This is a genomic window from Streptomyces roseicoloratus (assembly GCF_004117935.1).
Lineage (GTDB): Bacteria > Actinomycetota > Actinomycetes > Streptomycetales > Streptomycetaceae > Streptomyces > Streptomyces roseicoloratus.
Genome location: NZ_SDOY01000066.1, coordinates 18,678 through 41,320, shown reverse-complemented (window position 1 = coordinate 41,320; position 22,643 = coordinate 18,678). Strand labels below are relative to the sequence as shown.

Here is a 22,643-nt window from a genome sequence, read left to right as displayed (position 1 = left end):
AACAGGGCAGCTCGGCCGGCGGGTGAGGCGGGGCCGCCGAACGGGCATACTCCTCCCGCCACGGCCCCGCGCCGCGCCCCCGCGCGCCCGCGGCGGGGCAGCATCGGCGCAGTGACCGACCCCGAGAGGGAGGAGTGCCGCCGCATGCCCGACCATGCCCCGCAGCCGCAGCCGCAGCCGCAGCCCGTGGAACGCCGGCTGCCCACCGAGGAGGCCCGCGAGCTGCTCGCCCTCGTACGGGAGATCGCCGAGCGCGAGATCGCGCCCCGTGCCGCCGAGGAGGAGGCCGCCGGGCACTTCCCCCGGGAGCTGTTCTCGCTGCTCTCGGCCTCCGGGCTGCTCGGCCTGCCGTACGACTCCGCCCACGGCGGCGGCGACCAGCCGTACGCCGTCTACCTCCAGGTCCTGGAGGAGCTGGCCGCCGCCCGGCTCACCGTGGCGCTCGGGGTCAGCGTGCACAGCCTGTCCTGCCATGCCCTGGCCGCCTTCGGCACCGAGGAGCAGCGCGCGTCCCACCTGCCCGCGATGCTCGGCGGCGGGCTGCTCGGCGCGTACTGCCTCTCCGAGCCGTCCTCCGGTTCCGACGCCGCCGCGCTGCGCACCCGGGCCGTCCGGGACGGCGACTCGTGGGTGCTCGACGGGACCAAGGCGTGGATCACCCACGGCGGGATCGCCGACTTCTACACCGTCATGGCCCGTACCGGTAGCGACGGCCCGAAGGGCATCACGGCCTTCCTGGTGCCCGGCGACGCGCCGGGGCTCGGTGCCGCCGCGCCCGAACGGAAGATGGGCATGAAGGGCTCACCCACGGCGCAGGTGCACCTCGATGGCGTCCGCGTGTCCGACGCGCGCCGGATCGGCGCGGAGGGGCAGGGCTTCACGATCGCCCTGGCCGCGCTCGATTCCGGGCGGCTCGGCATCGCGGCCTGCGCGGTGGGCGTGGCGCAGGCGGCGCTGGACGCGGCCGTGGGCTACGCGCGGGAGCGCCGCCAGTTCGGCCGGCCCATCGCCGACTTCCAGGGTCTGCGCTTCCTGCTCGCCGACATGGCCACGCAGATCGAGGCGGGCCGGGCGCTGTACCTGGAGGCCGCCCGGCTGCGCGACGAGGGCCGGCCGTTCGGCAAGCAGGCGGCCATGGCGAAGCTGTTCTGCTCGGACGCGGCGATGCGGGTCACGACGGACGCCGTGCAGGTACTCGGCGGCTACGGCTACACCGCGGACTTCCCCGTCGAACGCTTCCTGCGGGAGGCGAAGGTGCTCCAGATCGTCGAGGGCACCAACCAGATCCAGCGGGTGGTCATCGCGCGCCACCTCGCCGGACCAGAGTCCCGTTGACGCGCACGGTGCGGTCCGCCCAGACCGGCCCCGCGGCCAGCCGGCTCCACTCCTGGTCGCGGTGGCCCGGCAGCGTCCTGCCGTGGCTGGCCCAGAGGTCGAGCACCGCTCGGTAGATGGGCGGATCGGCCGGGTGTGTCGGCGCGGGCGCCGGCGGAGTGACGGGGCGCGGCGCCGGAGCCGGCGGGGTGACGGGGTGCGGCGCCGGAGCCGGTGGGAAGGCGGGACGCGGGGCCGGAGCCGGTGGAGCTGCGGAGGCCGGTGAGGAGGCCGGCGCCGGCGCGGGCACGGGGCCCGGCGCGGGCACGGGGCCCGGCGCCGACCCCGGCGGGGCGGCCGGAATCGGAACGGGGGCGGGAATCGCCTGCTGAACCGATTCTTCAGAGTGCGGCTCTGGCTGTCGATGCCGGCCGTATCCGCTGGGTGCCGTATACAGCGTGGTCATGCCCGGACCAACGCTTGGCGCCTGTTTCCGGTCACCGCCGAAACGCGTCGAGCGGAAGTTCGACGCGTCCCCGGGGGCGGGGCGAGGTTCGGCCCGCCGGGCCCCTCGGCCGCACGACTCTGGCCCCCCGTACCGCTTCTGACGTACCGTCAGTTCCTACTCGCCGCCGAGGAGGTCACACGTGTCAGACGACCGGCCCGTCCCGCTCGACGAATACCCCGTGCACCAGGCGCCGCTCTCCATGAAGCACCACGTCAGCGGCGACCGGAACGCCTACGACCGGTGCATCTTCCACGTCCTCGACCACCAGGGCCGCGCTCTGCTCATCGCCGGGCTCGGCGTGTACCCCAACGCCGGCGTGGTCGACGCCTACGCGACCCTGCGCACCGGCGACCGGCTGCACGCCGTCCGGGCCTCCGACGCCCTCGGTGACGACCGGATGGACCTCTCCGTCGGCCCCTTGCGGATCACCGTCGACCAGCCACTCCGGCGGCTCGCGCTGCACTGCGATCCCGACCCGGACGACCCCGACGGGCTCTCCTTCGACCTCCTCTGGACGGGCGACTTCCCCGCCGTCTGGGAGCCGCACCACACCCAGCGCCGCGGCGACCGGCTCACCCTGGAGGGCCGCCGCTTCGTGCAGGCCGGGCACGCCGCCGGCACGATCCGGGCGGGCGGCGAGGAGTTCGCCGTCACGGCGGGGGAGTGGACCGGCACCCGCGACCGCAGCTGGGGCGTGCGTCCGCTGCCCGGCGAAGAGCCGGGCCGCGCCGAGGAGTTCCGGCCCGAGGGCTTCCACTGGCTCTGGATACCGATGCGCTTCGAGGACCGGTTCCTCATGGTCATCGCCCAGGAAGACGCCGACGGCTATCGCACCCTCAACGAGGCCCTGATGGTGCGGAACGGGCGGCGCGACACCCAACTCGGCTGGCCCCGCACCGAGATCACGTACCGCCCCGGCACCCGCGAGCCCGAGCGGGCCGCCGTCCATCTCACCGATCCGGCCGGCAAGGCCCTGGAGGTCGGCGTGGAGATCCTCGCCTCCTCCCCGCTCGCCGTCGGCGCCGGCTACCCGCCCGCCCCCGACTGGCAGCACGGCAGCTGGCAGGGACGCGACTGGACCGACCGCCGTGTCTACGACCTGTCCGACCCGACCGCCCACCCGCTCGCCGCGTACGGCGTCACCGACCACGCCGCCCGCTTCACCCTCGACGGGCACATCGGGTACGGCGTCTTCGAGCACGGCAGCTTCGGCCGCCACGACCCGAGCGGCTTCGCCGACCACACGTCCACCGCCCCGTAGGCAGGCAGCGTCTCCGGCCCCGTCCTTCGGCCGGCCGCTGCGACTTCAGAGGAGGCCCGATGGCCACGGCGCCCCGGCCGCGTACCACCACCCGTGATCCCGAGGAGCTGGGCCGGCGGCTCGGTGTCTGGCTGGCCGGGCGGCTGCCCGGTGCCAGGGTCACCGGGCTCGCCGTGCCCGGCTCCAACGGGATGTCCAGCGAGACCCTGCTCTTCGACCTGGAGCACCCGGACGCGCCGGTGCGCGGCTGCGCGCTCCGGCTCGCCGCCGACCCCGACGCGTACACCGTCTTCCCGGTGTACGACATGGCGCGCCAGCACCGGGTGATGAGCCTGGTCGGCGAGCACACCGACGTGCCCGTGCCGCGGGTGCTGTGGCTGGAGGAGGACCCCGGACCGCTGGGGGCGCCGTTCTTCGTGATGGCGCGCGCCGAGGGCCGGGTCCCGCCGGACGTGATGCCCTACACGTACGAGGGAAACTGGCTGCACGCGGCGAGCGACGCCGAACGGGCGCTCCTGGAAGCCGAGTCGGTGGGCGTGCTGGCACGGCTGCACGACCAGTTTCCGGCGAAGGAGGCCGAGTTCCTGCTGCCCGAGGGCGACGGCAGTCCGCTGCGGCGCCACGTGGACGCCCAACGTGCCTACTACGCCTGGGTGGTGGAGGGACTCGCGCCCTCACCGCTCATCGAGTCGGCCTTCGACTGGCTCGAGGCGCACTGGCCCGCCGACGAGGGTCCCGCCGTGCTCGACTGGGGCGACGCGAGGATCGGGAACATCGTCTACGACGGGTTCACCCCGGTCGCCGTGCTCGACTGGGAGATGGCGGCCTGCGCCCCGCGCGAGGTCGACCTCGGCTGGACGGTCTACCTGCACCGCTTCTTCCAGGACCTCACGGTGGGCTTCGGCCAGCCCGGCCTGCCGGACTTCCTGCGCCGCGACGCGATCGAGCGGCGGTACGCCGAACTCACCGGGCACACCCCGCGGGACATGGAGTTCCACACCCTGTACGCGGCGCTGCGGCACGCGATCGTCATGCTGCGGATCGCGTACCGCCAGGCGCACTTCGGCGAGGTGCGGGTGCCCGGGAACGCCGAGGACGTCGACCGCCTGATCCTGCACCACGCCACGCTGGCGGCGATGGTGCAGGGGCGCTACTGGTGAGCGGGCGACGGCCGGCGGCCGCAGGGCGCTCGTAGCTCAGGGCGGGCGCCGCGAGCAGGGTGTTCGGGGCCTCGGGGCGGGCGCCGCCTCGGGGCGCGCGCAGCGTGAGGCGGCGTCAGGCGGCGCGGCGCAGCTGGACCGGCTTGATCGGGGCCGGCTTGATCGGGCGCGAGCCCGGGCCGCCCACGTGCGAGAACGGCTGCATCCGCCAGTCCAGGCCCTGAGGAAGCGTCAGGAGCAGGGCGGTGTCCTGCTCCTGCGCCTCCAGGGTCTCGTCGGCGGGGCCGGCGTCGGCCGCGGGCCGGCCGGTGCCGGTGCAGACCGTGAGGACGAAGGGATTCCACGGCGTCGGGCACAGCGCGTGCTCCGGCAGGGCGTCCTCGTCCGCCAGCAGCGCGATCGGCTGCTCGCAGTCCGGGCAGATCACCCGGTACATCTCAAAGGTGTCGTACGCGTCGAGCTCGTCGGCGGTGTCGACGGAATCAACAGGCTCCTGCATGGAGAATCTCCCCCTCGGACGGGTCGGCCGGATCTGAGTGGCCGCGACCACAGCAAGCAATTCCCATACGGCCGACCGCATAACCGTGAGGTCACGCCCGAGAGTCCGGTATGCCTGTGGCGTTCGTCACATGCCCGGCGTAAGTGCCCCGCAGATGCGCCGGAGATGCCTCCAAAGGCGCCGCGCACGCCCGTTCGCGCGCCCCGGCACCGGCGCACGAGCCGCCCCGGCTGTGCTCCGGGACCGCCGGGGCAATAGGGTCACCGCATGGAGGAGCTGGATCGTCAGATCGTCGAGTTGCTCGTCAAGGACGGGCGCATGAGCTACACCGACCTGGGCAAGGCCACCGGCCTGTCCACCTCGGCCGTGCATCAGCGCGTCCGCCGCCTTGAACAGCGCGGCGTCATCCGCGGCTATGCCGCCGTCGTCGACCCGGAGGCCGTCGGGCTCCCGCTCACCGCTTTCATCTCGGTGAAACCCTTCGACCCCAGCGCCCCCGACGACACCCCCGACCGGCTCGCCGACATCCCCGAGATCGAGGCCTGCCACAGCGTCGCGGGCGACGAGAACTACATCCTCAAGGTGCGCGTCGCCACCCCGCTGGAGCTGGAGCACCTGCTCAGCCGCATCCGCTCGCAGGCCCACGTCTCCAGCCGCACCACGGTGGTCCTCTCCACCCCGTACGAGGCCCGGCCGCCGCGCGTCTAGGACACGTCCGGCCCGCCCGGCCGTGAACCCTCCCCGCGCCGGGGGCGCCCGGGTGACCCGCCGGTAAGGAGTGCGCCCGGTACGCCCTAGCCTGGAGGGATGAGCGCGAACGAACACCGCACCGTGCTGCTGCGCGGTGGAGAAGTCCACAGCCCCGCCGACCCCTTCGCCACCGCCATGGTGGTGGAGCGCGGGCACGTCGCCTGGGTCGGCTCGGAGGGTGCGGCCGACGCCTTCGCCTCCGGTGTGGACGAGGTGGTCGACCTGGAGGGCGCGCTCGTCACCCCGGCGTTCGTCGACGCCCATGTGCACACCACCGCGACCGGTCTCGCGCTGACCGGCCTCGACCTGTCCGCCGCCGCCTCGCTCGCCGAGGCGGCCGACCGGATCCGCGCGTACGCCGCCGCCCGCCCCGCCGACCGGATCCTCATCGGCCATGGCTGGGACGCCGCCCGCTGGCCCGAGCGCCGGCCGCTCACCCGCGCCGAGCTCGACGAGCTCACCGGCGCCCGCCCGCTCTACCTCACCCGCATCGACGTCCACTCGTGCGTCGTCACCACCGCACTCCTCGACCTGGTGCCCGGCATCCGCGAGCTCGACGGCTTCCACGACGGGCAGCAGCCGCTCACCGGCGACGCCCACCACGCCGTCCGTGCCGCCGCGTACGCCGCGCTCTCCCCGCAGCAGCGCACCGAGGCCCAGCGGGCCGCCCGCGGCCACGCCGCCTCGCTCGGCATCGGCACCCTGCACGAGTGCGGCGGGCCCGAGATCTCCTCCGAGGACGACTTCACCGGCCTGCTGGACCTCGCCCGCAGCGAGCCCGGCCCCCGCGTCGTCGGCTACTGGGCCGACCTCGACATCGAGCGGGCCCGCGCCCTCGGCGCCCTCGGCGCGGCCGGCGACCTGTTCGCCGACGGTTCCCTCGGTTCGCACACCGCCTGCCTCCACGAGCGCTACGCCGACCACTCCGGCACCGGCAGCGCCCACCTCGACGCGGCGGCCGTCGCCGCCCATGTCGTCGGCTGCACCGAGGCCGGGCTCCAGGCCGGTTTCCACGCCATCGGCGACGCCGCCGTCGACGCGGTCGTCGAGGGCATGCGGGCCGCCGCCGAGAAGCTGGGCCTGGCCCGGATCCGCGCCGCCCGGCACCGTGTCGAGCACGCCGAGATGCTCAGCCCCGAGGCCATCGCGGGCTTCGCCGAGCTGGGCCTCACCGCGTCCGTGCAGCCGGCCTTCGACGCGTACTGGGGCGGCGACGGGGGCATGTACGCCGACCGCCTCGGCGTCGAGCGGGCCCGCGCCCTCAACCCGTACGCCGCACTGCTGCGCGCCGGTGTGCCGCTCGCCTTCGGCTCGGACAGCCCGGTCACCCCGCTCGACCCGTGGGGCACCCTGCGCGCCGCCGCCTTCCACCGCACGCCCGAGCACCGGGTCTCGGTACGGGCCGCCTTCACCGCGCACACCCGGGGCGGCTGGCGGGCCGTCGGCCGCGACGACGCGGGCACCCTGGTGCCCGGCGCGCCGGCCGACTACGCGGTCTGGCGCACCGGCGAGCTGCTCGTTCAGGCGCCCGACGACCGGGTGGCCCGCTGGTCGACCGATCCGCGCTCGGGGACGCCCGGTCTGCCCGATCTGACCCCCGGTGGCGATCTCCCGGTCTGCCTCGAGACGGTCGTCTCCGGTCAAACGGTGTTCGTGCGGCCGAACGAGTGATGACGGGACATTTCGATCACTCGGTCGCACTCCGGAGGCTTCGCCCGCGACCTGCGGATCTTCCCCGCTGTCCTGCAGAGACGGTTCATCACCGCAGGTCAAACGGGTGTTGACAGCGGGCCGCCACGGGCCGGTAGGTTCGGCGCGTCCACCACGGACGTCCGACCGGTTGCAAACCTCCACGCAGGCACCGAACGCCGCCCGCGCCTCGGGGGCGAGGGAAGGTTTTTCCGGCGGAGGGTGCGACCCGGGTGGGGCCCCGGCGTTCAGTAGACAACGGCCTCGGCCGGTCCGCAGCCAGCGGATCCCCGGGTCGGCCCGAAGGACGCCGGGCCCCGATCCCGCATCCCGTGCGCACGGCTCGCTATGGTGGGGGCTCGCGTATGTATCCGAAGGGGCAGTAGTGAACGACGGTGGCCAGAGGCGTTACGGCCCGCTCGGCAAGGCCTTGGTGATCATCCCCACGTACAACGAGGCGGAGAACATCAAGCCGATCGTCGCGCGGGTGCGGGAAGCCGTCCCCGAGGCGCACGTTCTCGTCGCCGACGACAACAGCCCCGACGGCACGGGCAAGTTCGCCGACGAGCTCGCCGCCGACGACGACCACGTCCACGTCCTGCACCGCAAGGGCAAGGAAGGGCTCGGCGCCGCCTACCTCGCCGGCTTCCGCTGGGGCATCGACCAGGGCTACGACGTCCTGATCGAGATGGACGCCGACGGCTCCCACCAGCCCGAGGAGCTGCCGCGGCTGCTCACCGCGCTCAAGGGCGCCGACCTGGTGCTCGGCTCCCGCTGGGTGCCCGGCGGCCGGATCGTGAACTGGCCCAAGTCCCGCGAGTTCATCTCGCGCGGGGGCAGCCTCTACTCCCGGCTCATGCTCGACGTGCCGATCCGTGACGTCACCGGCGGCTACCGGGCCTTCCGCAAGGAGACCCTGCTCGGCCTCGGCCTCGACGACGTGGCCTCGGCCGGCTACTGCTTCCAGGTCGACCTGGCCCGGCGCGCGGTGGCCGCCGGCTTCCACGTCGTGGAGGTGCCCATCACCTTCGTCGAGCGCGAGATCGGCGACTCCAAGATGAGCCGGAACATCGTCGTCGAGGCGCTGTGGCGGGTCACCGGCTGGGGCCTCACGGCCCGGGCGCAGAAGGTCGGCAAGCTCCTGGGCCGCAAGTAGCCCTGCCGCCCTCCCCCCGCCGTCCTGCCGGCCGTCCTGATCCTTCCTTTACGACGTTCCCACGGGCGGCCAGGCACACTGGGGGGCATGACGACCGGCGCACCGCCTCCCCTCGCCCCCAAGCGCTCCCGCGCGCGCACGTTCCTCCCGCTGGGCCTCGCGGTCTGGCTGGTCCTGGAGATCTGGCTGCTCACCGCCGTGGCGAACGCGGCCGGCGGGTTCACCGTGCTCCTGCTGCTCGTGGGCGGGGGCGTGCTCGGCGCCGCCGTGATCAAGCGGGCGGGCCGGCGGGCCTTCGCCAACCTCACCGGGACCTTCCAGCGGGCCCAGGAGGCGGCGCAGCGCGGCGAGATGCCGACGGAGCCCGACAAGGCCGCCACGGCGGACCGCAACGGCTTCCTGATGCTCGGCGGTCTGCTCCTGATGATCCCCGGACTCATCTCCGACGCGATCGGCCTGCTGCTGCTCGTCCCGCCGGTGCGCGCCGCCGTCGGGCGGCTCGCGGAGCGCGTGGTGGAGCGCCGGATGGCCGCCGCGCCGCCCGGCAGCCTCCAGGGCGCCTTTCAGCAGGCCCGTATGCGGATGCCGGACGGCAAGGTCGTGCAGGGCGAGGTCATCCGCGAGGACGCGCCTCAGGACCCGCCGTGGCCCCGGGAGTCCCGCCCGCCGCTGACACCCTGAGCCGACGGCGCCGACGCTGATTGACGCCGACGCTGATTGACGCCGACGTCGACGGGGTCGGTACCCGCGCACGCTGCGGGTGCCGGCCCCGTACGCGTACGGCAGGAGCGCCAGGAGCACCAGGAGCACCAGGAGCGCCGGGCGGGCACCGAGAGCCGCCGGAGCGCCAGGGGCAGGCCGCATACGCGCCGGAGCGCGCGAACGCCGCGGGGCCCGGTACACGATGGGTGTACCGGGCCCCGCGGCGTTGCTCCGTCAGGCCGTGCGGCCGCCGGTCGTCCGTCAGGCGGACTTGCGGCTGTCGCGCGGATGTACGGCGATGTTCATGGCGCCGGACCGGAGAACCGCCAGCCGCTCGGCCAGCACCTCCTCCAGCTCTTCGCGGGTACGCCGCTCCATGAGCATGTCCCAGTGCGTACGCGCCGGCTTGCCCTTCTTCTCCTCGGGGCCGTCCCCGTCCACCAGGAGTGCCTGCATGCCGCAGACCTTGCACTCCCACTCCGGCGGAATTTCCGCTTCCACGGAGAAGGGCATCTCAAAACGATGGCCCTTCTCGCATGCGTACTCCACGGCCTGGCGCGGGGCCAGATCGATGCCGCGGTCGGTCTCGTAGCTGGTCACCACGAGGCGCGTGCCGCGAAGAGCTCGCTCACTCATGAATCGTGCCTCCCGGGCTTGTCGCCCACAGGACAGGTGTCGCTGTCGTCGTCATCCGGTCAACGTCCGGTCGGCGGTAAAGATTCCCGTTCCGGGTCATGCGTCGCCCGTCGTGCCGCCCCTTTTTGTACCCACCAGTGCCCGTTTTGTCACATCTGGCAGCAGATGTCACCTAACGTCTTCACCAAGTCAGCACGCAGTAACGGTCCGCCTGGCAGGCCAAACGCGTACACTACCGCCCTTTCACTCCCGCGTCTAAATCCGGGCAGGTACGGGGTTGCCCGCGGCGGCCACCGCGGCCCGTACCGGCACCCTCGCCAGGAGCACGAAGCCGACTCCGAAGAAGATCACCAAGGAGATGATGGCATCCCGGTAGCTCCCGGTCAGCTGATACGCGAGACCGAACACCAAAGGACCCAGCCAGCTCAGTCCGCGGTCGCTCATCTCGTACGCCGAGAAGTACTCCGCCTCCTTGCCGCGCGGCACCAGGTGCGAGAACAGGGACCGCGACAGCGCCTGGCTGCCGCCCAGGACCAGACCGATCGCCGCCGCCAGCAGGTAGAAGAAGAGCGGCGCGCCGGCCGGCAGGAAGTAGCCGGCCGCCAGGATGGCCGTCCACAGTGCCAGCGAGGCCAGGATCGTCCGCTTCGCGCCGTACACCCGCGCCATCCGGCCCATTCCGAGCGCCCCCGCCACCGCCAGGACCTGCACGAGGAGGACCGCGGTGATCAGCGTCGTCTGGTCGAGGCCCAGCTCCTCGGAGCCGTAGACCGAGGCCTGCGAGATCACCGTCTGCACGCCGTCGTTGTAGATCAGGTACGCGAGCAGGAAGGACAGCGTCAGCGGATGGCGGCGCATGTCCCGCAGGGTGGCCCGCAGCTGCTTCCAGCCGCTGCCGACCGCGCCCTCGCCCGCCGCGCCGCCGGTGCGCGCGATCCGCCGGTCGCGCAGCCTGCGCAGCGGCACCAGCGTGAAGGCGCCCCACCACAGGCCGGCCGAGGCCAGACAGATCCGCACGGCCATGCCCTCGGACAGGCCGAAGGAGTCGTGCCCCGAGTACAGGACCAGGTTGAGCACCAGGACCAGCGCGCCCGAGGTGTAGCCGAAGGCCCAGCCGCGCGAGGAGACCTCGTCCCGCTCGTCCGGCTCGGCGATCTGCGGCAGGTACGCGTTGTACAGCACCATCGAGACCGACAGCGAGGCGTTCGCCACGATCAGCAGGAAGGTGCCGAGCAGATAGCGCTCGCCCGCCAGGAAGAACATGCCCGTCGTCGCCGCCGCGCCCGTGTAGGCCGCCGCCGCGAGCAGCGGCTTCTTCCGGCCCGTACGGTCCGCCACCGCGCCCACCAGCGGCATCGCGAGCACCGCGACGACGATCGAGGCCGACACGGCGTACGCGAACAGGGAACCCGCCCGCACCGGCACGCCCAGCGGGTGCACGAACCCCTCGGCGTCCGCCGCGGCCTTCGCCACCGACGTCAGATACGGCCCCAGGAACACGGTCACGACGCTCGTGGAGTAGACCGAGCACGCGAAGTCGTAGAAGTACCAGCCGCGCTGCTCGCGCCGGCGTTCCGCCGGATCGGCGGCGTGGCCGTCCGGCTGCTCGGTGGTGTCGACATCGGTCAAGGCCGCGCCCCCTCGTTCGTCCCCGTGGTGGTCCCGCGCGCGGTTCCCGTCCGGAGTTCTCGGCCGGACGGGAACCGGGGAGTGGCTAGACCCACGTCCCCCGGTCGGTCAGGACATCGCGCAGCGTCTCCAGATGATCGGTCATGATGCCGTCCACGCCAAGGTCCAGCAGGGCATGCATCCGATCCGGTTCGTTCACCGTCCACACGTGGACCTGGAGGCCGCGCGCGTGCGCCTCGCGCACGAAGCGCCGGTCCACCACCGGCAGACCGGCCTGCCGCTCCGGGACCTGCGCGGCCACCGCGCCCGCGCGCAGCGCCGCCGGGATGCCCAGCGAGCGCAACCGCAGCCCGAGCACACCCGTCACGCCGTACGAGGTGGCCAGCCGCGGACCGGCGAGTCTGTGCGCCCGGGCGATGCGTCCCTCGGTGAAGGAACTCACACAGACCCGGTCCCACGCGCCGGTCCTCCGGATGAGGTCGACCAGCGGCACGAGCGCCGACTCGGTCTTCAGGTCCACGTTCCAGCGGGCCTCCGGGAACTCCTCCAGGAGGTCCTCGAAGAGCGGCAGCGGCTCCTTGCCTGCCACCCGGGCCTCCTGGACCGCCGCCCACGGCAGGTCCCGGATCCGGCCGCCGGTGTCCGTGACCCGGTCGAGGGTCGCGTCGTGGAAGGCGACGAGCCGGCCGTCCGCGGTCGTGTGGACGTCGGTCTCGAAGTACCGGTATCCGGCCGCGGCGGCCCGCCGGAAGGCGGCGGCGGTGTTCTCCAGGCCATCCGCCGTGCCGCCGCGGTGGGCGAAGGGGAGGGGCGCCGGGTGGTCGAGGTAGGGGTGGCGTACGCGAGTCACCGCCGCAGTATGGCCTGCTCGGGCTTCTTCGCGGCTATGACGGTGCTCACCCGGTCCGGCTCGGGGACGGCGAAGAGGCGCAGGAAGAACTGGGCGAGCGGGCCGATCGCGATCGCGTAGAGCACCGTGCCGACGCCGACCGAGCCGCCGAGCAGGAAGCCGCTCGCGACCACGAGCACCTCGATCGCCGTGCGCACCAGGCGGATCGAGCGGCCGGTCAGCCGGTGCAGGCCGGTCATCAGACCGTCGCGCGGGCCGGGGCCGAAACGCGCCGCGATGTAGAGACCGGTCGCGACGCCGTTCAGGACGATGCCCGCCGCCATCGTCGCGATCCGCGCGGGCAGCCCGTGCACCTCCGGGAGCACGGCCAGCGAGAGGTCCATCGCCGCGCCGATGACCAGGACGTTGGAGATGGTGCCCAGGCCGGGCCGCTGCCGGATCGGGATCCAGACCAGCAGGATCAGGGCGCCGAGGACGGTCGTCACCACGCCGATGCTCAGCCCGGTCCGCCCGGCGAGACCCTGGTGGAGGACGTTCCACGGTTCGAGGCCGAGGCCGCTGCGCAGCAGCAGGATCGAGCTGAAGCCGTACAGCGCCAGTCCCGCGTAGAGCTGGACGAGCCGGCGGGGCAGGTGCCGGCCGCGGAGACCGGAGGCGATGGACAAGGAACTGCCCTCCTGGGTGACGGCCCGGACGGGGGCCTGGGGGTGGTGCGCCGGGGCGGCCCGGACGGGCCGGTGGTCCCAGGCGGCGGCCCGGATGGGGCCTGGTGCTGAGGGTGCGGATGGGCGGCCCCGACAGGGGCCGGGTGGTGCAGGTGGACTGGCTCATGCCACTCTGTGGCGGGGGACTCCAGGCCAACCATGGCCAATTCGCGGAAGGTGGACTGATTTCCATGGCCCAGTGGACTTCGGCCGTGGGCCCTGCCCAGCTCGCCCGGCAGCTCCAGGCCCAGCAGACCCGGCCCGCCGCATCCGGCGCCCGCAAGCCGCCCGCGTACCGCGCCCTCGCCGACGGCATCCGGCTGCTCGTCCTGGAGGGCCGCGTTCCGGTCGCCGCCCGGCTGCCCGCCGAACGCGAACTGGCCCTCGCCCTCACCGTCAGCCGCACCACCGTCGCCGCCGCCTACGAGGCGCTGCGCGCCGAGGGCTTCCTGGAGTCCCGGCGCGGCGCCGGCAGCTGGACCGCCGTCCCGGCGGGCAACCCGCTGCCCGCCCGCGGCCTGGAACCGCTGCCGCCCGAGTCGCTCGGCTCCATGATCGACCTGGGCTGCGCGGCGCTGCCCGCGCCCGAGCCCTGGCTGACCCGCGCCATACAGGGCGCGCTGGAGGAGCTGCCGCCGTACGCCCACACCCACGGCGACTACCCGGCCGGCCTGCCCGCGCTGCGGCAGATGCTCGCCGACCGGTACACCGAGCGCGGCATCCCCACCATGCCCGAACAGATCATGGTCACCACCGGTGCGATGGGCGCCATCGACGCGATCTGCCACCTCTTCGCGGGCCGCGGCGAGCGGATCGCCGTCGAGTCGCCCTCGTACGCCAACATCCTCCAGCTGATGCGCGAGGCCGGCGCCCGGCTCGTGCCCGTCGCCATGGCCGAGGCGCTCGGCGGCTGGGACCTGCCGCGCTGGCGCCAGGTGCTGCGCGACGCGGCGCCCCGCCTCGCGTACGTCGTCGCCGACTTCCACAACCCCACCGGCGCGCTCGCGAGCGAGGACCAGCGGCGGCAGCTCGTGGAGGCGGCCCGCTCGGCCGGCACCGTCCTCGTCGTCGACGAGACGATGACCGAACTGTTCCTCGACGACGACCTGGAGATGCCCCGCAGGGTCTGCGCCTTCGACCCGGCCGGCGCCACCGTCCTCACCGTCGGCTCGGCGAGCAAGGCCTTCTGGGCCGGCATGCGGATCGGCTGGGTGCGCGCCGCGCCCGACGTCATCCGCTCCCTGGTCGCCGCCCGCGCCTACGCCGACCTCGGCACTCCCGTCCTGGAGCAGCTGGGCGTCAACTGGCTGATGCGCACCGGCGGCTGGGAGGAGGCCGTCGGGCTGCGGCGCGCCCAGGCCCGCGAGAACCGCGACGCGCTGGTGACCGCCGTCCGCAGGGAGCTGCCGGCCTGGGAGTTCGAGGTGCCGCGCGGCGGGCTCACGCTCTGGGTCCGCACCGGCGGGCTGTCCGGCTCGCGCCTCGCCGAGGTCGGCGAGCGCGTCGGCGTCCGGGTCCCCTCGGGGCCGCGCTTCGGCGTGGACGGCGCCTTCGAGGGCTACGTCCGGCTGCCCTTCACCGTCAGCGGCCCGGTCGCCGAGGAAGCCGCCGCCCGGCTGGCCGCCGCGGCCCGCCTGGTGGAGTCGGGCGCGGGGACGGGCGGCGAGGGCCCGCGGTCGTTCGTGGCGTAGCCGCGTACGACGACGCGTGCCGACGGTCGCGTACGACGAGGGCCGGCCGGGACAACGCGAAAGGGCGGTCGCACCCGTGGGTGTGGCCGCCCTTTCGCGTGTACGGGACTCCGGGCGCTCAGCCCTCCGCCGGGACCGGTGACGGGACCGGGGCGGGGCCCGGGTCCTTGTGGTGCGTCGGGGCGATGTCCGTGTCCGGGTCCGGCGCGAAGCCGGGCTCCGGGGCCGGGGCGGGGGCCGCGGTGGGGGCCGGCTCGATCGCGGCGATCGTCGCCGTACGGCGCTCCGGCAGCAGCTCCAGGACGGCGCGGCGGTGTGCCTCGCTGGTGGCGTCGTCGTACGGGTCCGGTGTCGCCGGGACCTGGAGGCGCAGCACCTGGCCGGTGCCGAGGCGGGCGTAACCGCGGCCGGGCGGGACGTCGGGCACGGGCGTGGTGTGGGGTCCGGCGCCCAGGACCGCGGCGATCTGCTGCGGCGCGGCGGGCCCGAGCGCGACCCGGGCCCGGGTGTGGCTCCGTACCGTCTCGCCGAGCGCGTCCAGGCTGTCGAACTGCTCCGCGACCACGACCGTCACGGACGCGGCCCGGCCGTGCCGCAGCGGCACCTGGAGCAGGTCCTGCGGGTCGGGACGGCCGTCGGCGGCGGCCAGGTGGCCGAGCACGCTCGGCCGGTCGAGCAGGATCCACAGCGGGCGGCGGGTGTCCTCGGGCGCGGGACGGCCCGACTGACGGGCGCGGTTGGCGGCGATCAGCCGTCGCTCGGTCTCGTGCGCGGCCCATTCCAGGCTGGCGAGGGCGCCGGAGAGCCCACACTCGACGGCGAGCACGCCGTCCCGGCCGACCAGGCACGCGTACTCGCCGGTGCCGGCGCCCTCGACGATCAGCACGTCGCCGTGCGGCAGCGCCTGGAGGGCGATCGAGCGCAGCAGGGAGCTGGTGCCGCTGCCCGGCTGGCCGACGGCCAGCAGGTGCTGCTCGGTGGAGCGGGGGCCGGTGCGCCACACCACGGCCGGCGCGTCCTCGGTGCCGTCCACGGCGCGGACCGGGACGGTCCGCTGCACGGCGTCCGCGTCGGTGAAGCCGAGCACGGTCTCGCCGGGCACGGTGACGAAGCGCTGGGCGGCGATGGTCGTGGGCAGCGCGGGCAGCACGCGCATGGTGAGCCGGTTGCCCTCCTCGTCCCAGTCGAAGCGGTACTCGCGGCCCCGGCCCGACTTGGCGTGCAGCAGCTGCTCGATCCGGGCCCGGGCGGCCGGCTCGCCGTCGGTGAAGTAGGGAGGGTAGGAGATCCGCAGCCGCGTGATCCGGCCGTCCTCGTCGAAGGCGTGGTCCCCGAAGGCGGCACTCCAGTCGCCGCCGTGGGCGTAGAGCGGCTCGGGGTCGTCCGGCAGCGAGAGGTACGGCACCAGGGCCTCGTAGAGGCCCTTGAGCCGGGCGATCTCCGCGTCGTCGGGCCCGGTCTTCACGACCGGGCGCTCACGGCCCTGCCAGGCGGCCGCCGCCATCAGCGCGACGAGCGCGAGGAGCGGGCCGTACGGCACGAGGGCGACGACCAGGACGCAGGCCGCGACCAGGAACAGCGTAGGACCGCGCCGTTCCTTGGGGGTCGCGGCCCACTTGGCGCGCGCGGTCGCGGCCAGCTTCCGCAGACCACGCGAGATGGTGATCAGCGGGTGGAGCACGTCGGTGGCGCTGTCGGCGGCCGTGCGCGCGATCTCTCGGCTGCGAGCGATCTGTGCGCTGCCGCTGCTCAGAATGCGGGGGAGTGGTCGCCGGGCCACGTCGTACTCCTGAGGTGGTGGAAGGGATGGAGGGCCGTCAGAACTTGATCCCGCCCAAGAGACTGGCGAGGCTCTGGCCGCCGGCCGTGATGCTGGGGGCGATCGCGGTGCCCGCGAGGTAGAAGCCGAAGAGCGCGCAGACGAGGGCGTGCGAGGCCTTGAGTCCGTCCTTCTTGAAGAACAGGAAGCAGATGATGCCGAGCAAGACCACGCCTGAGATGGACAGGATCATGAGGTGTTCTCCTGGTTGAGGGGACAGTCACCTTGAGTCCTTCCAGGTTCACAGCAAGTATCTATATGATTAAAGGTGCATATGGGTGAATCGCTGGTGATTTCACTTGACCGGCGGACGCGGGGTGTCCCTCCGGGTGGCGAAACGCGCCCGGTGCGGTAGTGCACCGGTCAGGGGGCCGGGCGCGGTTGATCCTTGCCGCCGGAGAGCCCCCTCATGTCGTCCGACGGGCAGTACCCTGTCGATTCACTCGTACGGCCGCGCCTGCCGTGCGGGCCGCGCACGAAGGGTTGTGAACGATGAGCGAGAACGAGACGCCGGACCCCGAGGTCGTCGAGCTGGCCTCCAAGGTCTTCGACCTGGCGCGTGCGGGCGACGCGGTGACCCTGGCCGCCTACCTCGACGCGGGCGTCCCGGCGAACCTCACCAACGAGAAGGGCGACTCGCTCGTCATGCTCGCCGCCTACCACGGCCACGCCGAGGCCGTCACCGCCCTGCTCACCCGCGGCGCCGACGCGGACCGCGCCAACGACCGCGGCCAGACCCCGCTCGCGGGCGCCGTCTTCAAGGGCGAGGACGCGGTCGTCCGCGCCCTCCTCTCCGGCGGCGCGAATCCGGAAGCGGGAACTCCGTCCGCCGTGGATACCGCGCGGATGTTCGGGAAGACGGAACTCCTGGAGCTCTTCGGAGTTCGCTGACATCCCTGGTGAACGGCGGGCGAACCCCAGGTGAGACGACGCCGTAAATGTGGTCGCGGTGGCGAAATGGGTGGGTCATCATGACGCCAAGGCCCACAGGGGGCCACCGACGAGAGGCAGAGGAAGATGGTCACGTACAAGCGCAGGACGACGGGCGGCCCGACATGTTGCCGCACGGCCTGACTCCCGGTTCATCCCGGATTCCCCCCGGTCGTGTCGACAGCTTGATGTGAGGCGTCTTCCATGTTCGATCCAGTCATAGCGCCGAGCGGCACCCTGCTCGGTCTGCTGCAGAGGGGCCGCGGCGACGGCACCCTCCACGCGCTCGCCGCACCTCGTGCCGAGGCCCTCGCGGCCCTCCACCACTGCGTGCTCACCGACCCACGCCACGACTGGCGGGTCGAGAACCGCTCCCTGTACTACGCCCGGCTCTACCTGGACCTCCACGGAGGCCTGGAGGAGATCGAGGCGCATCTCTTCTCGGCCGAGGACCACCTCGACGAGGAGGAGTCCAGGACCGGGCTCGCGCTCGCCGTCCTCGGCCACCTCGCGTCCTACGGACGCCATGACGCCCTGCTCCTCCTGCGGCGCTACGCCGCCGGCGGCGCCAACTGGGCCTGGGCCCTCGACGAGCTCGCACTGCGCGACGACGACGCCGGCCTGCGCGCCCTCGCCGAGCCCGTGCTCGCCCGCTTCCCGGCCACACCCGAGGGCGAGGCCGAGCTCGCCGCCACCGTCCGCGACGCCTTCGAGCCGCGGCCCTGGCGCCTGTGGGCCGAGGATCCCCGCGAGTCCGTCGGCGCCCGCGTCCGGGCCGCCCGCGAGCAGGGTTCCTTCGACCGCTGGCAGCGGCAGTTGCGCCCCACAGGGCCCCGGCCCGGCTGGAGCGTCCAGGCCGTCCTCGACTGGGCCCAGGAAGGACACGAGCGCGGTGCCGAGATGCACGGACCCGCCGCCCGCTGCCTGGTCGCCGTCGCCGGACCCGAAGACCGCGACACGATCCTCACGGCCGCCCGCAGCGGCCCGGACGGCGCCCGGTGCGCCGCCCTGCACTATCTCGCCGAGGCAAGCGACCCCGCCGTCCTCGACCTCGTCGAACGCGCCGTGGGCGACGGCTCCCGCGTCGTCGCCGACGCCGCCGTCGCCGCGTACCGGCGGATGAGCGGCGAGGCCGCCGTCGACCGCGCCCGCGGCTGGATCCACCGCCCCGACGAGCTCGGCGCCGCCGCCGCCGGGACGCTCGCCTGCCGCGGCGGCTCCGAGGACTCCCCCCTCGTCCTCGGCGCCCTCCGCGAGACGGTCCGCTCCCAGGGCCCCGACGCCCCCGCCCTCTACTCCCTCGTCGACGGCGCCGGACGCCTCGGCATCGTCTGCGCCGCGCCCGTGCTGCGCCACGTCTACCGCGAGACCGCCTCCTCCCACCTCCGCGGCCGCACCGCCCGTGCCCTCGCCGCCACCGACTCCGGCTTCGCGACCGGCTTCGCCGTCGAGTGCCTGTGGGACTGCGAGGAGACCACCCGCGAGGTGGCCGCACAGCACGCCGAGACGGGCGACGTGCGCGTCGCCGAGCGCCTGCGCAGGCTGGCCGCCGATCCCGCCGAGGAGGCGGAGGTCCAGGACGCGGTACGCAACCGGATAGGGCCGGACCTCGACCTCCAGGTCTGACCGAGCCGGCACGGGGGAGAGGGCGGCCCACAGCGGCCGCCCTCCCGCGTCCTCGCGGCCACAATGAGGACATGACCGGACGCTGGGAGTTCTGGATCGACCGGGGCGGCACCTTCACGGACGTCGTCGGGCGACGGCCCGACGGCCGGCTGGTCACCCGCAAGCTGCTCTCGCACGACCCTGCCCGACCCCACGACGCCGCCGTCGCCGGCATCCGGCTCCTCCTCGGCCTCGCACCCGGCGAACCGGTCCCCGCCGAGCGGATCGCCGTGGTCAAGATGGGCACCACCGTCGCCACCAACGCCCTCCTGGAGCGCCGCGGCGAGCCCACCCTCCTGCTCGTCACCGCCGGCTTCCGTGACGCCCTGCGCATCGCCTACCAGAACCGCCCCCGCATCTTCGACCGCCACATCGTGCTGCCCGAGGCGGTGTACGCGCGCGTGGCCGAGGTTCCCGAACGGGTCGACGCCCGCGGCGACGTCGTCACCCCGCTCGACGAGGCCGCGGTCGTCACCGCCCTGGCCGCCGCCCACCGCGACGGGCTGCGCTCCGCCGCCGTCGTCCTGCTCCACGCCTACCGGCGTCCCGACCACGAACTCCGGGTCGCCGAACTCGCCCGCGCCGCCGGCTTCACCCAGGTCAGCTGCTCCCACGAGGTCAGCCCGCTGATCAAGCTCGTCCCGCGCGGCGACACCACCGTCGTCGACGCCTACCTCTCGCCGATCCTGCGCCGGTACGTCGACGAGGTCGCCCGCGAACTCGCCGGCATCCGCCTGATGTTCCTGCAGTCCAACGGCGGGCTGCGGGAGGCCGCGCACTTCCGCGGCAAGGACGCCGTGCTGTCCGGCCCGGCGGGCGGGGTCGTCGGGATGGCCCGGACCTCGCGGCAGGCCGGGCACGAACGGGTCATCGGCTTCGACATGGGCGGCACGTCCACCGACGTCTCGCACTACGCGGGCGAGTTCGAGCGCGAACTCGGCACCCAGGTCGCCGGGGTGCGGATGCGGGCCCCGATGATGAGCATCCACACCGTCGCCGCCGGCGGCGGCTCCGTGCTCCACTACGACGGCCGGCGCTACCGCGTCGGTCCCGACTCCGCCGGCGCCGTTCCCGGCCCCGCCTGCTACCGCCGCGGCGGCCCGCTCACGGTGACCGACGCCAACGTGATGCTCGGCCGCATCCAGCCCGCGCACTTCCCGGCCGTGTTCGGCGAACACGGGGACCAGCCGCTCGACGCCGGGATCGTCCGCGAGCGCTTCACCGCCCTCGCCGCCGAGACCGGCGGCGACCGCACCCCCGAGCAGGTCGCGGCCGGCTTCCTGGAGATCGCCGTCCTCAACATGGCGAACGCGGTCAGGAAGATCTCCGTGCAGCGCGGCCACGACGTCACCCGCTACGCCCTCACCAGCTTCGGCGGCGCCGGCGGCCAGCACGCCTGCGCCGTCGCCGACGCGCTGGGCATCGGCACCGTCCTCGTACCCCCGCTCGCCGGCGTCCTCTCCGCGTACGGGATCGGGCTCGCCGACGCCACCGCCATGCGCGAGCGGTCCGTCGAGGCCGCGCTCGACGCCCCGGACACCGCGGAGACCGTCACCCGGCTCCGCGACGAACTCGCCGGCCACACCCGCGAGGACCTGCGCGCCGACGGACTGCCCGACGAAGCGATCACCACCCACGCGCGCGTGCTGCTGCGTTACGCCGGCACCGACGCCGGCCTCGCGGTGCCGCTCACCACGCCGGAAGAGATGAAAACCGCGTTCACAGCCCTTCACCGGAAGCGCTACGGCTTCACCACGGACGCGCCGCTCGTCGTCGAGGCCGTCTCCGTGGAGGCCGTCGGCAGAGCGGGACCACACGGGCCCGTCGTCGTCCCGCGAGGCGCACGAGAGGGCGGCCTCACGCCCCGGGACACGGTCACCGCGTACAGCGAGGGAGCACCCGCCCCGACACCGCTGCACCGCCGCGAGGACCTGCGCCCCGGTGACGCCGTCGACGGCCCCGCGATCCTCGCCGAGGCCGACGCCACCACCGTCGTCGAACCGGGCTGGCGGGCCACCGCCACGGACACCGGCCACCTCCTGCTGCGGCGCGTCACGCCCCGCCCCGCGCGCACGGCCGCCGGCACCGACGTCGACCCCGTCCTGCTGGAGGTCTTCGACAACCTCTTCATGGCGATCGCCGAGCAGATGGGCGTGCGCCTGGAGAACACCGCCCGCTCCGTCAACATCAAGGAGCGGCTCGACTTCTCCTGCGCCGTCTTCGACCCCGACGGCAACCTCATCGCCAACGCGCCCCACATCCCCGTCCACCTCGGCTCCATGGGCGAGTCCATCAAGGAGGTGCTGCGGCGCAACGAGGGAGAGCTGCGCGCCGGCGACGTGTACGCCATCAACGATCCCTACCACGGCGGCACCCACCTGCCCGACGTCACCGTCGTCACCCCGGTCTTCGACGACACCGGAACCCGGCTGCTGTTCCTCGTCGCCTCGCGCGGTCACCACGCGGAGATCGGCGGCATCACCCCCGGATCCATGCCCGCCTTCAGCCGCACCGTCGACGAGGAGGGCGTCCTGTTCGACAACTGGCTGCTCGTCCGCGACGGACGGCTCCGCGAGGCCGAGACCCGCGCCCTGCTCACGGGCGCCCCGTACCCCTCGCGCGACCCCGACACCAACATCGCCGACCTGCGCGCCCAGATCGCCGCCAACGAGAAGGGCATCGAGGAACTCCGCGGGACGGTGGACCAGTTCGGCCTCGACGTCGTCCACGCCTACATGCGGCACGTGCGTGCCAACGCCGAGGAGTCCGTCCGCCGCATCGTCGCCGGCCTGCGCGACGGCTCCTGCCGCTACGAGACCGACGACGGCTCCGTCATCCAGGTGACCGTCACCGTGGACCGCGAACGGCGCGCCGCCGTCCTCGACTTCACCGGCACCTCCCCGCAGCGCCCCGGCAACACCAACGCGCCGACGTCCGTGGTCATGGCCGCCGTCCTGTACGTGTTCCGCACCCTCGTCGACGACGACATCCCGCTCAACAGCGGCTGCCTGGAACCCCTCGACGTGCGCGTCCCGCCCGGCTCGATGCTCGCGCCCGTCCACCCCGCCGCGACGGTCGCCGGCAACGTGGAGACCTCCCAGGCCGTCACCGGGGCCCTCTACGCGGCCCTCCGCGTCCAGGCCGAGGGCTCCGGCACGATGAACAACCTCACCTTCGGCAACGACCGCGTGCAGTACTACGAGACGATCGCCAGCGGCTCCGGTGCCGGCGAGGGCTTCGACGGCGCCGACGCCGTGCAGACCCACATGACCAACTCCCGGCTCACCGACCCCGAGATCCTGGAGTGGCGCCACCCGGTCCGGATCGACGCGTTCACGATCCGGGAGAACAGCGGCGGCAGGGGCCGCCGGCACGGCGGCGCGGGCGTCGAACGCCGCATCCGCTTCCTCGAACCCATGACGGTGACCCTGCTCGCCGGCCACCGCCGCGTCCCGCCCTACGGCATGGCGGGCGGCGAACCGGGCGCGCTCGGCGCCGACGCCGTCGAGCGCGCCGACGGCACCGTCGACCGCCTCGCGGGCGTGGACACCACGGACGTCGGCCCGGGCGACGTCCTCGTCGTCCGCACCCCCGGCGGCGGAGGCTACGGCCCGCCGCCCCTGTGAACCGGGTTGTCAGCCGTGCATCCCGTCGTCAGCCGGACGGCTCGTCAGCGGCTC

General features: G+C 73.8%; 18 protein-coding genes. 11 read left to right on the top strand and 7 right to left on the bottom strand.

Annotation, left to right across the window (positions count from 1 at the left end):
• Positions 1-144 precede the first annotated feature (144 nt).
• From ESG85_RS05895 to ESG85_RS05880, 3 genes are all read left to right on the top strand, one after another.
• Positions 145-1,335, top strand: coding sequence for an acyl-CoA dehydrogenase family protein (locus ESG85_RS05895; RefSeq protein WP_128976960.1), 1,191 nt, complete (start codon positions 145-147; stop codon positions 1,333-1,335).
• 626 nt (positions 1,336-1,961) lie between these two features.
• Complete coding sequence (locus tag ESG85_RS05885) at positions 1,962-3,083, top strand: Rv3169 family protein (protein WP_128976958.1); 1,122 nt, start codon at positions 1,962-1,964, stop codon at positions 3,081-3,083.
• Positions 3,084-3,142: 59 nt separating this feature from the next.
• Positions 3,143-4,243 (top strand): phosphotransferase family protein, encoded by a 1,101-nt coding sequence (locus tag ESG85_RS05880; protein ID WP_128976957.1) that lies wholly within the window; start codon positions 3,143-3,145, stop codon positions 4,241-4,243.
• Between the two features lie 115 nt (positions 4,244-4,358).
• Here the strand turns inward: ESG85_RS05880 and ESG85_RS05875 are convergent, their stop codons facing one another.
• Positions 4,359-4,742, bottom strand: coding sequence for a hypothetical protein (locus ESG85_RS05875; protein ID WP_128976956.1), 384 nt, complete (start codon positions 4,740-4,742; stop codon positions 4,359-4,361).
• 267 nt (positions 4,743-5,009) lie between these two features.
• Here ESG85_RS05875 and ESG85_RS05870 point away from each other — a divergent pair, with 267 nt between their 5' ends.
• From ESG85_RS05870 to fxsA, 4 genes are all read left to right on the top strand, one after another.
• The gene (locus ESG85_RS05870; protein ID WP_128976955.1) at positions 5,010-5,450 is read left to right on the top strand and encodes an Lrp/AsnC family transcriptional regulator; all 441 of its coding nucleotides are present in this window, start codon (positions 5,010-5,012) and stop codon (positions 5,448-5,450) included.
• Between the two features lie 99 nt (positions 5,451-5,549).
• Positions 5,550-7,163 (top strand): amidohydrolase, encoded by a 1,614-nt coding sequence (locus ESG85_RS05865; RefSeq protein ID WP_128976954.1) that lies wholly within the window; start codon positions 5,550-5,552, stop codon positions 7,161-7,163.
• Positions 7,164-7,566: 403 nt separating this feature from the next.
• Positions 7,567-8,337, top strand: a complete 771-nt coding sequence (locus ESG85_RS05860; RefSeq protein WP_128976953.1) for a polyprenol monophosphomannose synthase — start codon at positions 7,567-7,569, stop codon at positions 8,335-8,337.
• A gap of 87 nt (positions 8,338-8,424) precedes the next feature.
• Entirely contained in the window at positions 8,425-9,018 is a 594-nt protein-coding gene (fxsA, locus tag ESG85_RS05855; RefSeq protein ID WP_128976952.1) for an FxsA family membrane protein, read from the top strand.
• Between the two features lie 282 nt (positions 9,019-9,300).
• Here fxsA and ESG85_RS05850 read toward each other — a convergent pair whose 3' ends face one another.
• The 4 genes from ESG85_RS05850 to yczE all read right to left on the bottom strand — a co-directional run bounded on the left by ESG85_RS05850 (position 9,301) and on the right by yczE (position 12,819).
• A complete protein-coding gene (locus ESG85_RS05850; RefSeq protein WP_128976951.1) occupies positions 9,301-9,675 on the bottom strand; it encodes an RNA polymerase-binding protein RbpA in 375 nt (124 codons plus the stop codon).
• Between the two features lie 255 nt (positions 9,676-9,930).
• Entirely contained in the window at positions 9,931-11,304 is a 1,374-nt protein-coding gene (locus ESG85_RS05845) for an MFS transporter (RefSeq protein WP_128976950.1), read from the bottom strand.
• A gap of 85 nt (positions 11,305-11,389) precedes the next feature.
• On the bottom strand, positions 11,390-12,154 hold the full coding sequence (locus ESG85_RS05840; RefSeq protein WP_128976949.1) for a glycerophosphodiester phosphodiesterase family protein: 765 nt from the start codon (positions 12,152-12,154) through the stop codon (positions 11,390-11,392).
• Complete coding sequence (yczE, locus tag ESG85_RS05835; RefSeq protein ID WP_128976948.1) at positions 12,151-12,819, bottom strand: membrane protein YczE; 669 nt, start codon at positions 12,817-12,819, stop codon at positions 12,151-12,153. The genes ESG85_RS05840 and yczE overlap by 4 nt, the downstream gene beginning before the upstream one ends.
• Positions 12,820-13,049: 230 nt before the next feature.
• Between yczE and ESG85_RS05830 the strand changes: the two genes are divergently transcribed.
• The gene (locus ESG85_RS05830) at positions 13,050-14,549 is read left to right on the top strand and encodes an SCO1417 family PLP biosynthesis transcription factor (protein WP_128976947.1); all 1,500 of its coding nucleotides are present in this window, start codon (positions 13,050-13,052) and stop codon (positions 14,547-14,549) included.
• 118 nt (positions 14,550-14,667) lie between these two features.
• Here ESG85_RS05830 and ESG85_RS05825 read toward each other — a convergent pair whose 3' ends face one another.
• Together ESG85_RS05825 and ESG85_RS05820 are read right to left on the bottom strand one after the other, a co-directional pair.
• On the bottom strand, positions 14,668-16,329 hold the full coding sequence (locus ESG85_RS05825) for a hypothetical protein (protein ID WP_128976946.1): 1,662 nt from the start codon (positions 16,327-16,329) through the stop codon (positions 14,668-14,670).
• Positions 16,330-16,366: 37 nt separating this feature from the next.
• Positions 16,367-16,561, bottom strand: coding sequence for a hypothetical protein (locus tag ESG85_RS05820; RefSeq protein ID WP_128976945.1), 195 nt, complete (start codon positions 16,559-16,561; stop codon positions 16,367-16,369).
• A 299-nt stretch (positions 16,562-16,860) separates the two neighbouring features.
• On the opposite strand from ESG85_RS05820, the gene ESG85_RS05815 reads away from it, so the two are divergent.
• From ESG85_RS05815 to ESG85_RS05805, 3 genes are all read left to right on the top strand, one after another.
• Positions 16,861-17,259 carry an ankyrin repeat domain-containing protein gene (locus tag ESG85_RS05815; protein ID WP_128976944.1) on the top strand — a complete coding sequence of 133 codons (399 nt, stop codon included), beginning with the start codon at positions 16,861-16,863 and terminating at the stop codon, positions 17,257-17,259.
• Between the two features lie 243 nt (positions 17,260-17,502).
• A complete protein-coding gene (locus ESG85_RS05810; protein WP_128976943.1) occupies positions 17,503-18,924 on the top strand; it encodes a HEAT repeat domain-containing protein in 1,422 nt (473 codons plus the stop codon).
• 71 nt (positions 18,925-18,995) lie between these two features.
• Positions 18,996-22,589, top strand: a complete 3,594-nt coding sequence (locus ESG85_RS05805) for a hydantoinase B/oxoprolinase family protein (protein WP_128976942.1) — start codon at positions 18,996-18,998, stop codon at positions 22,587-22,589.
• Positions 22,590-22,643 lie beyond the last annotated feature (54 nt).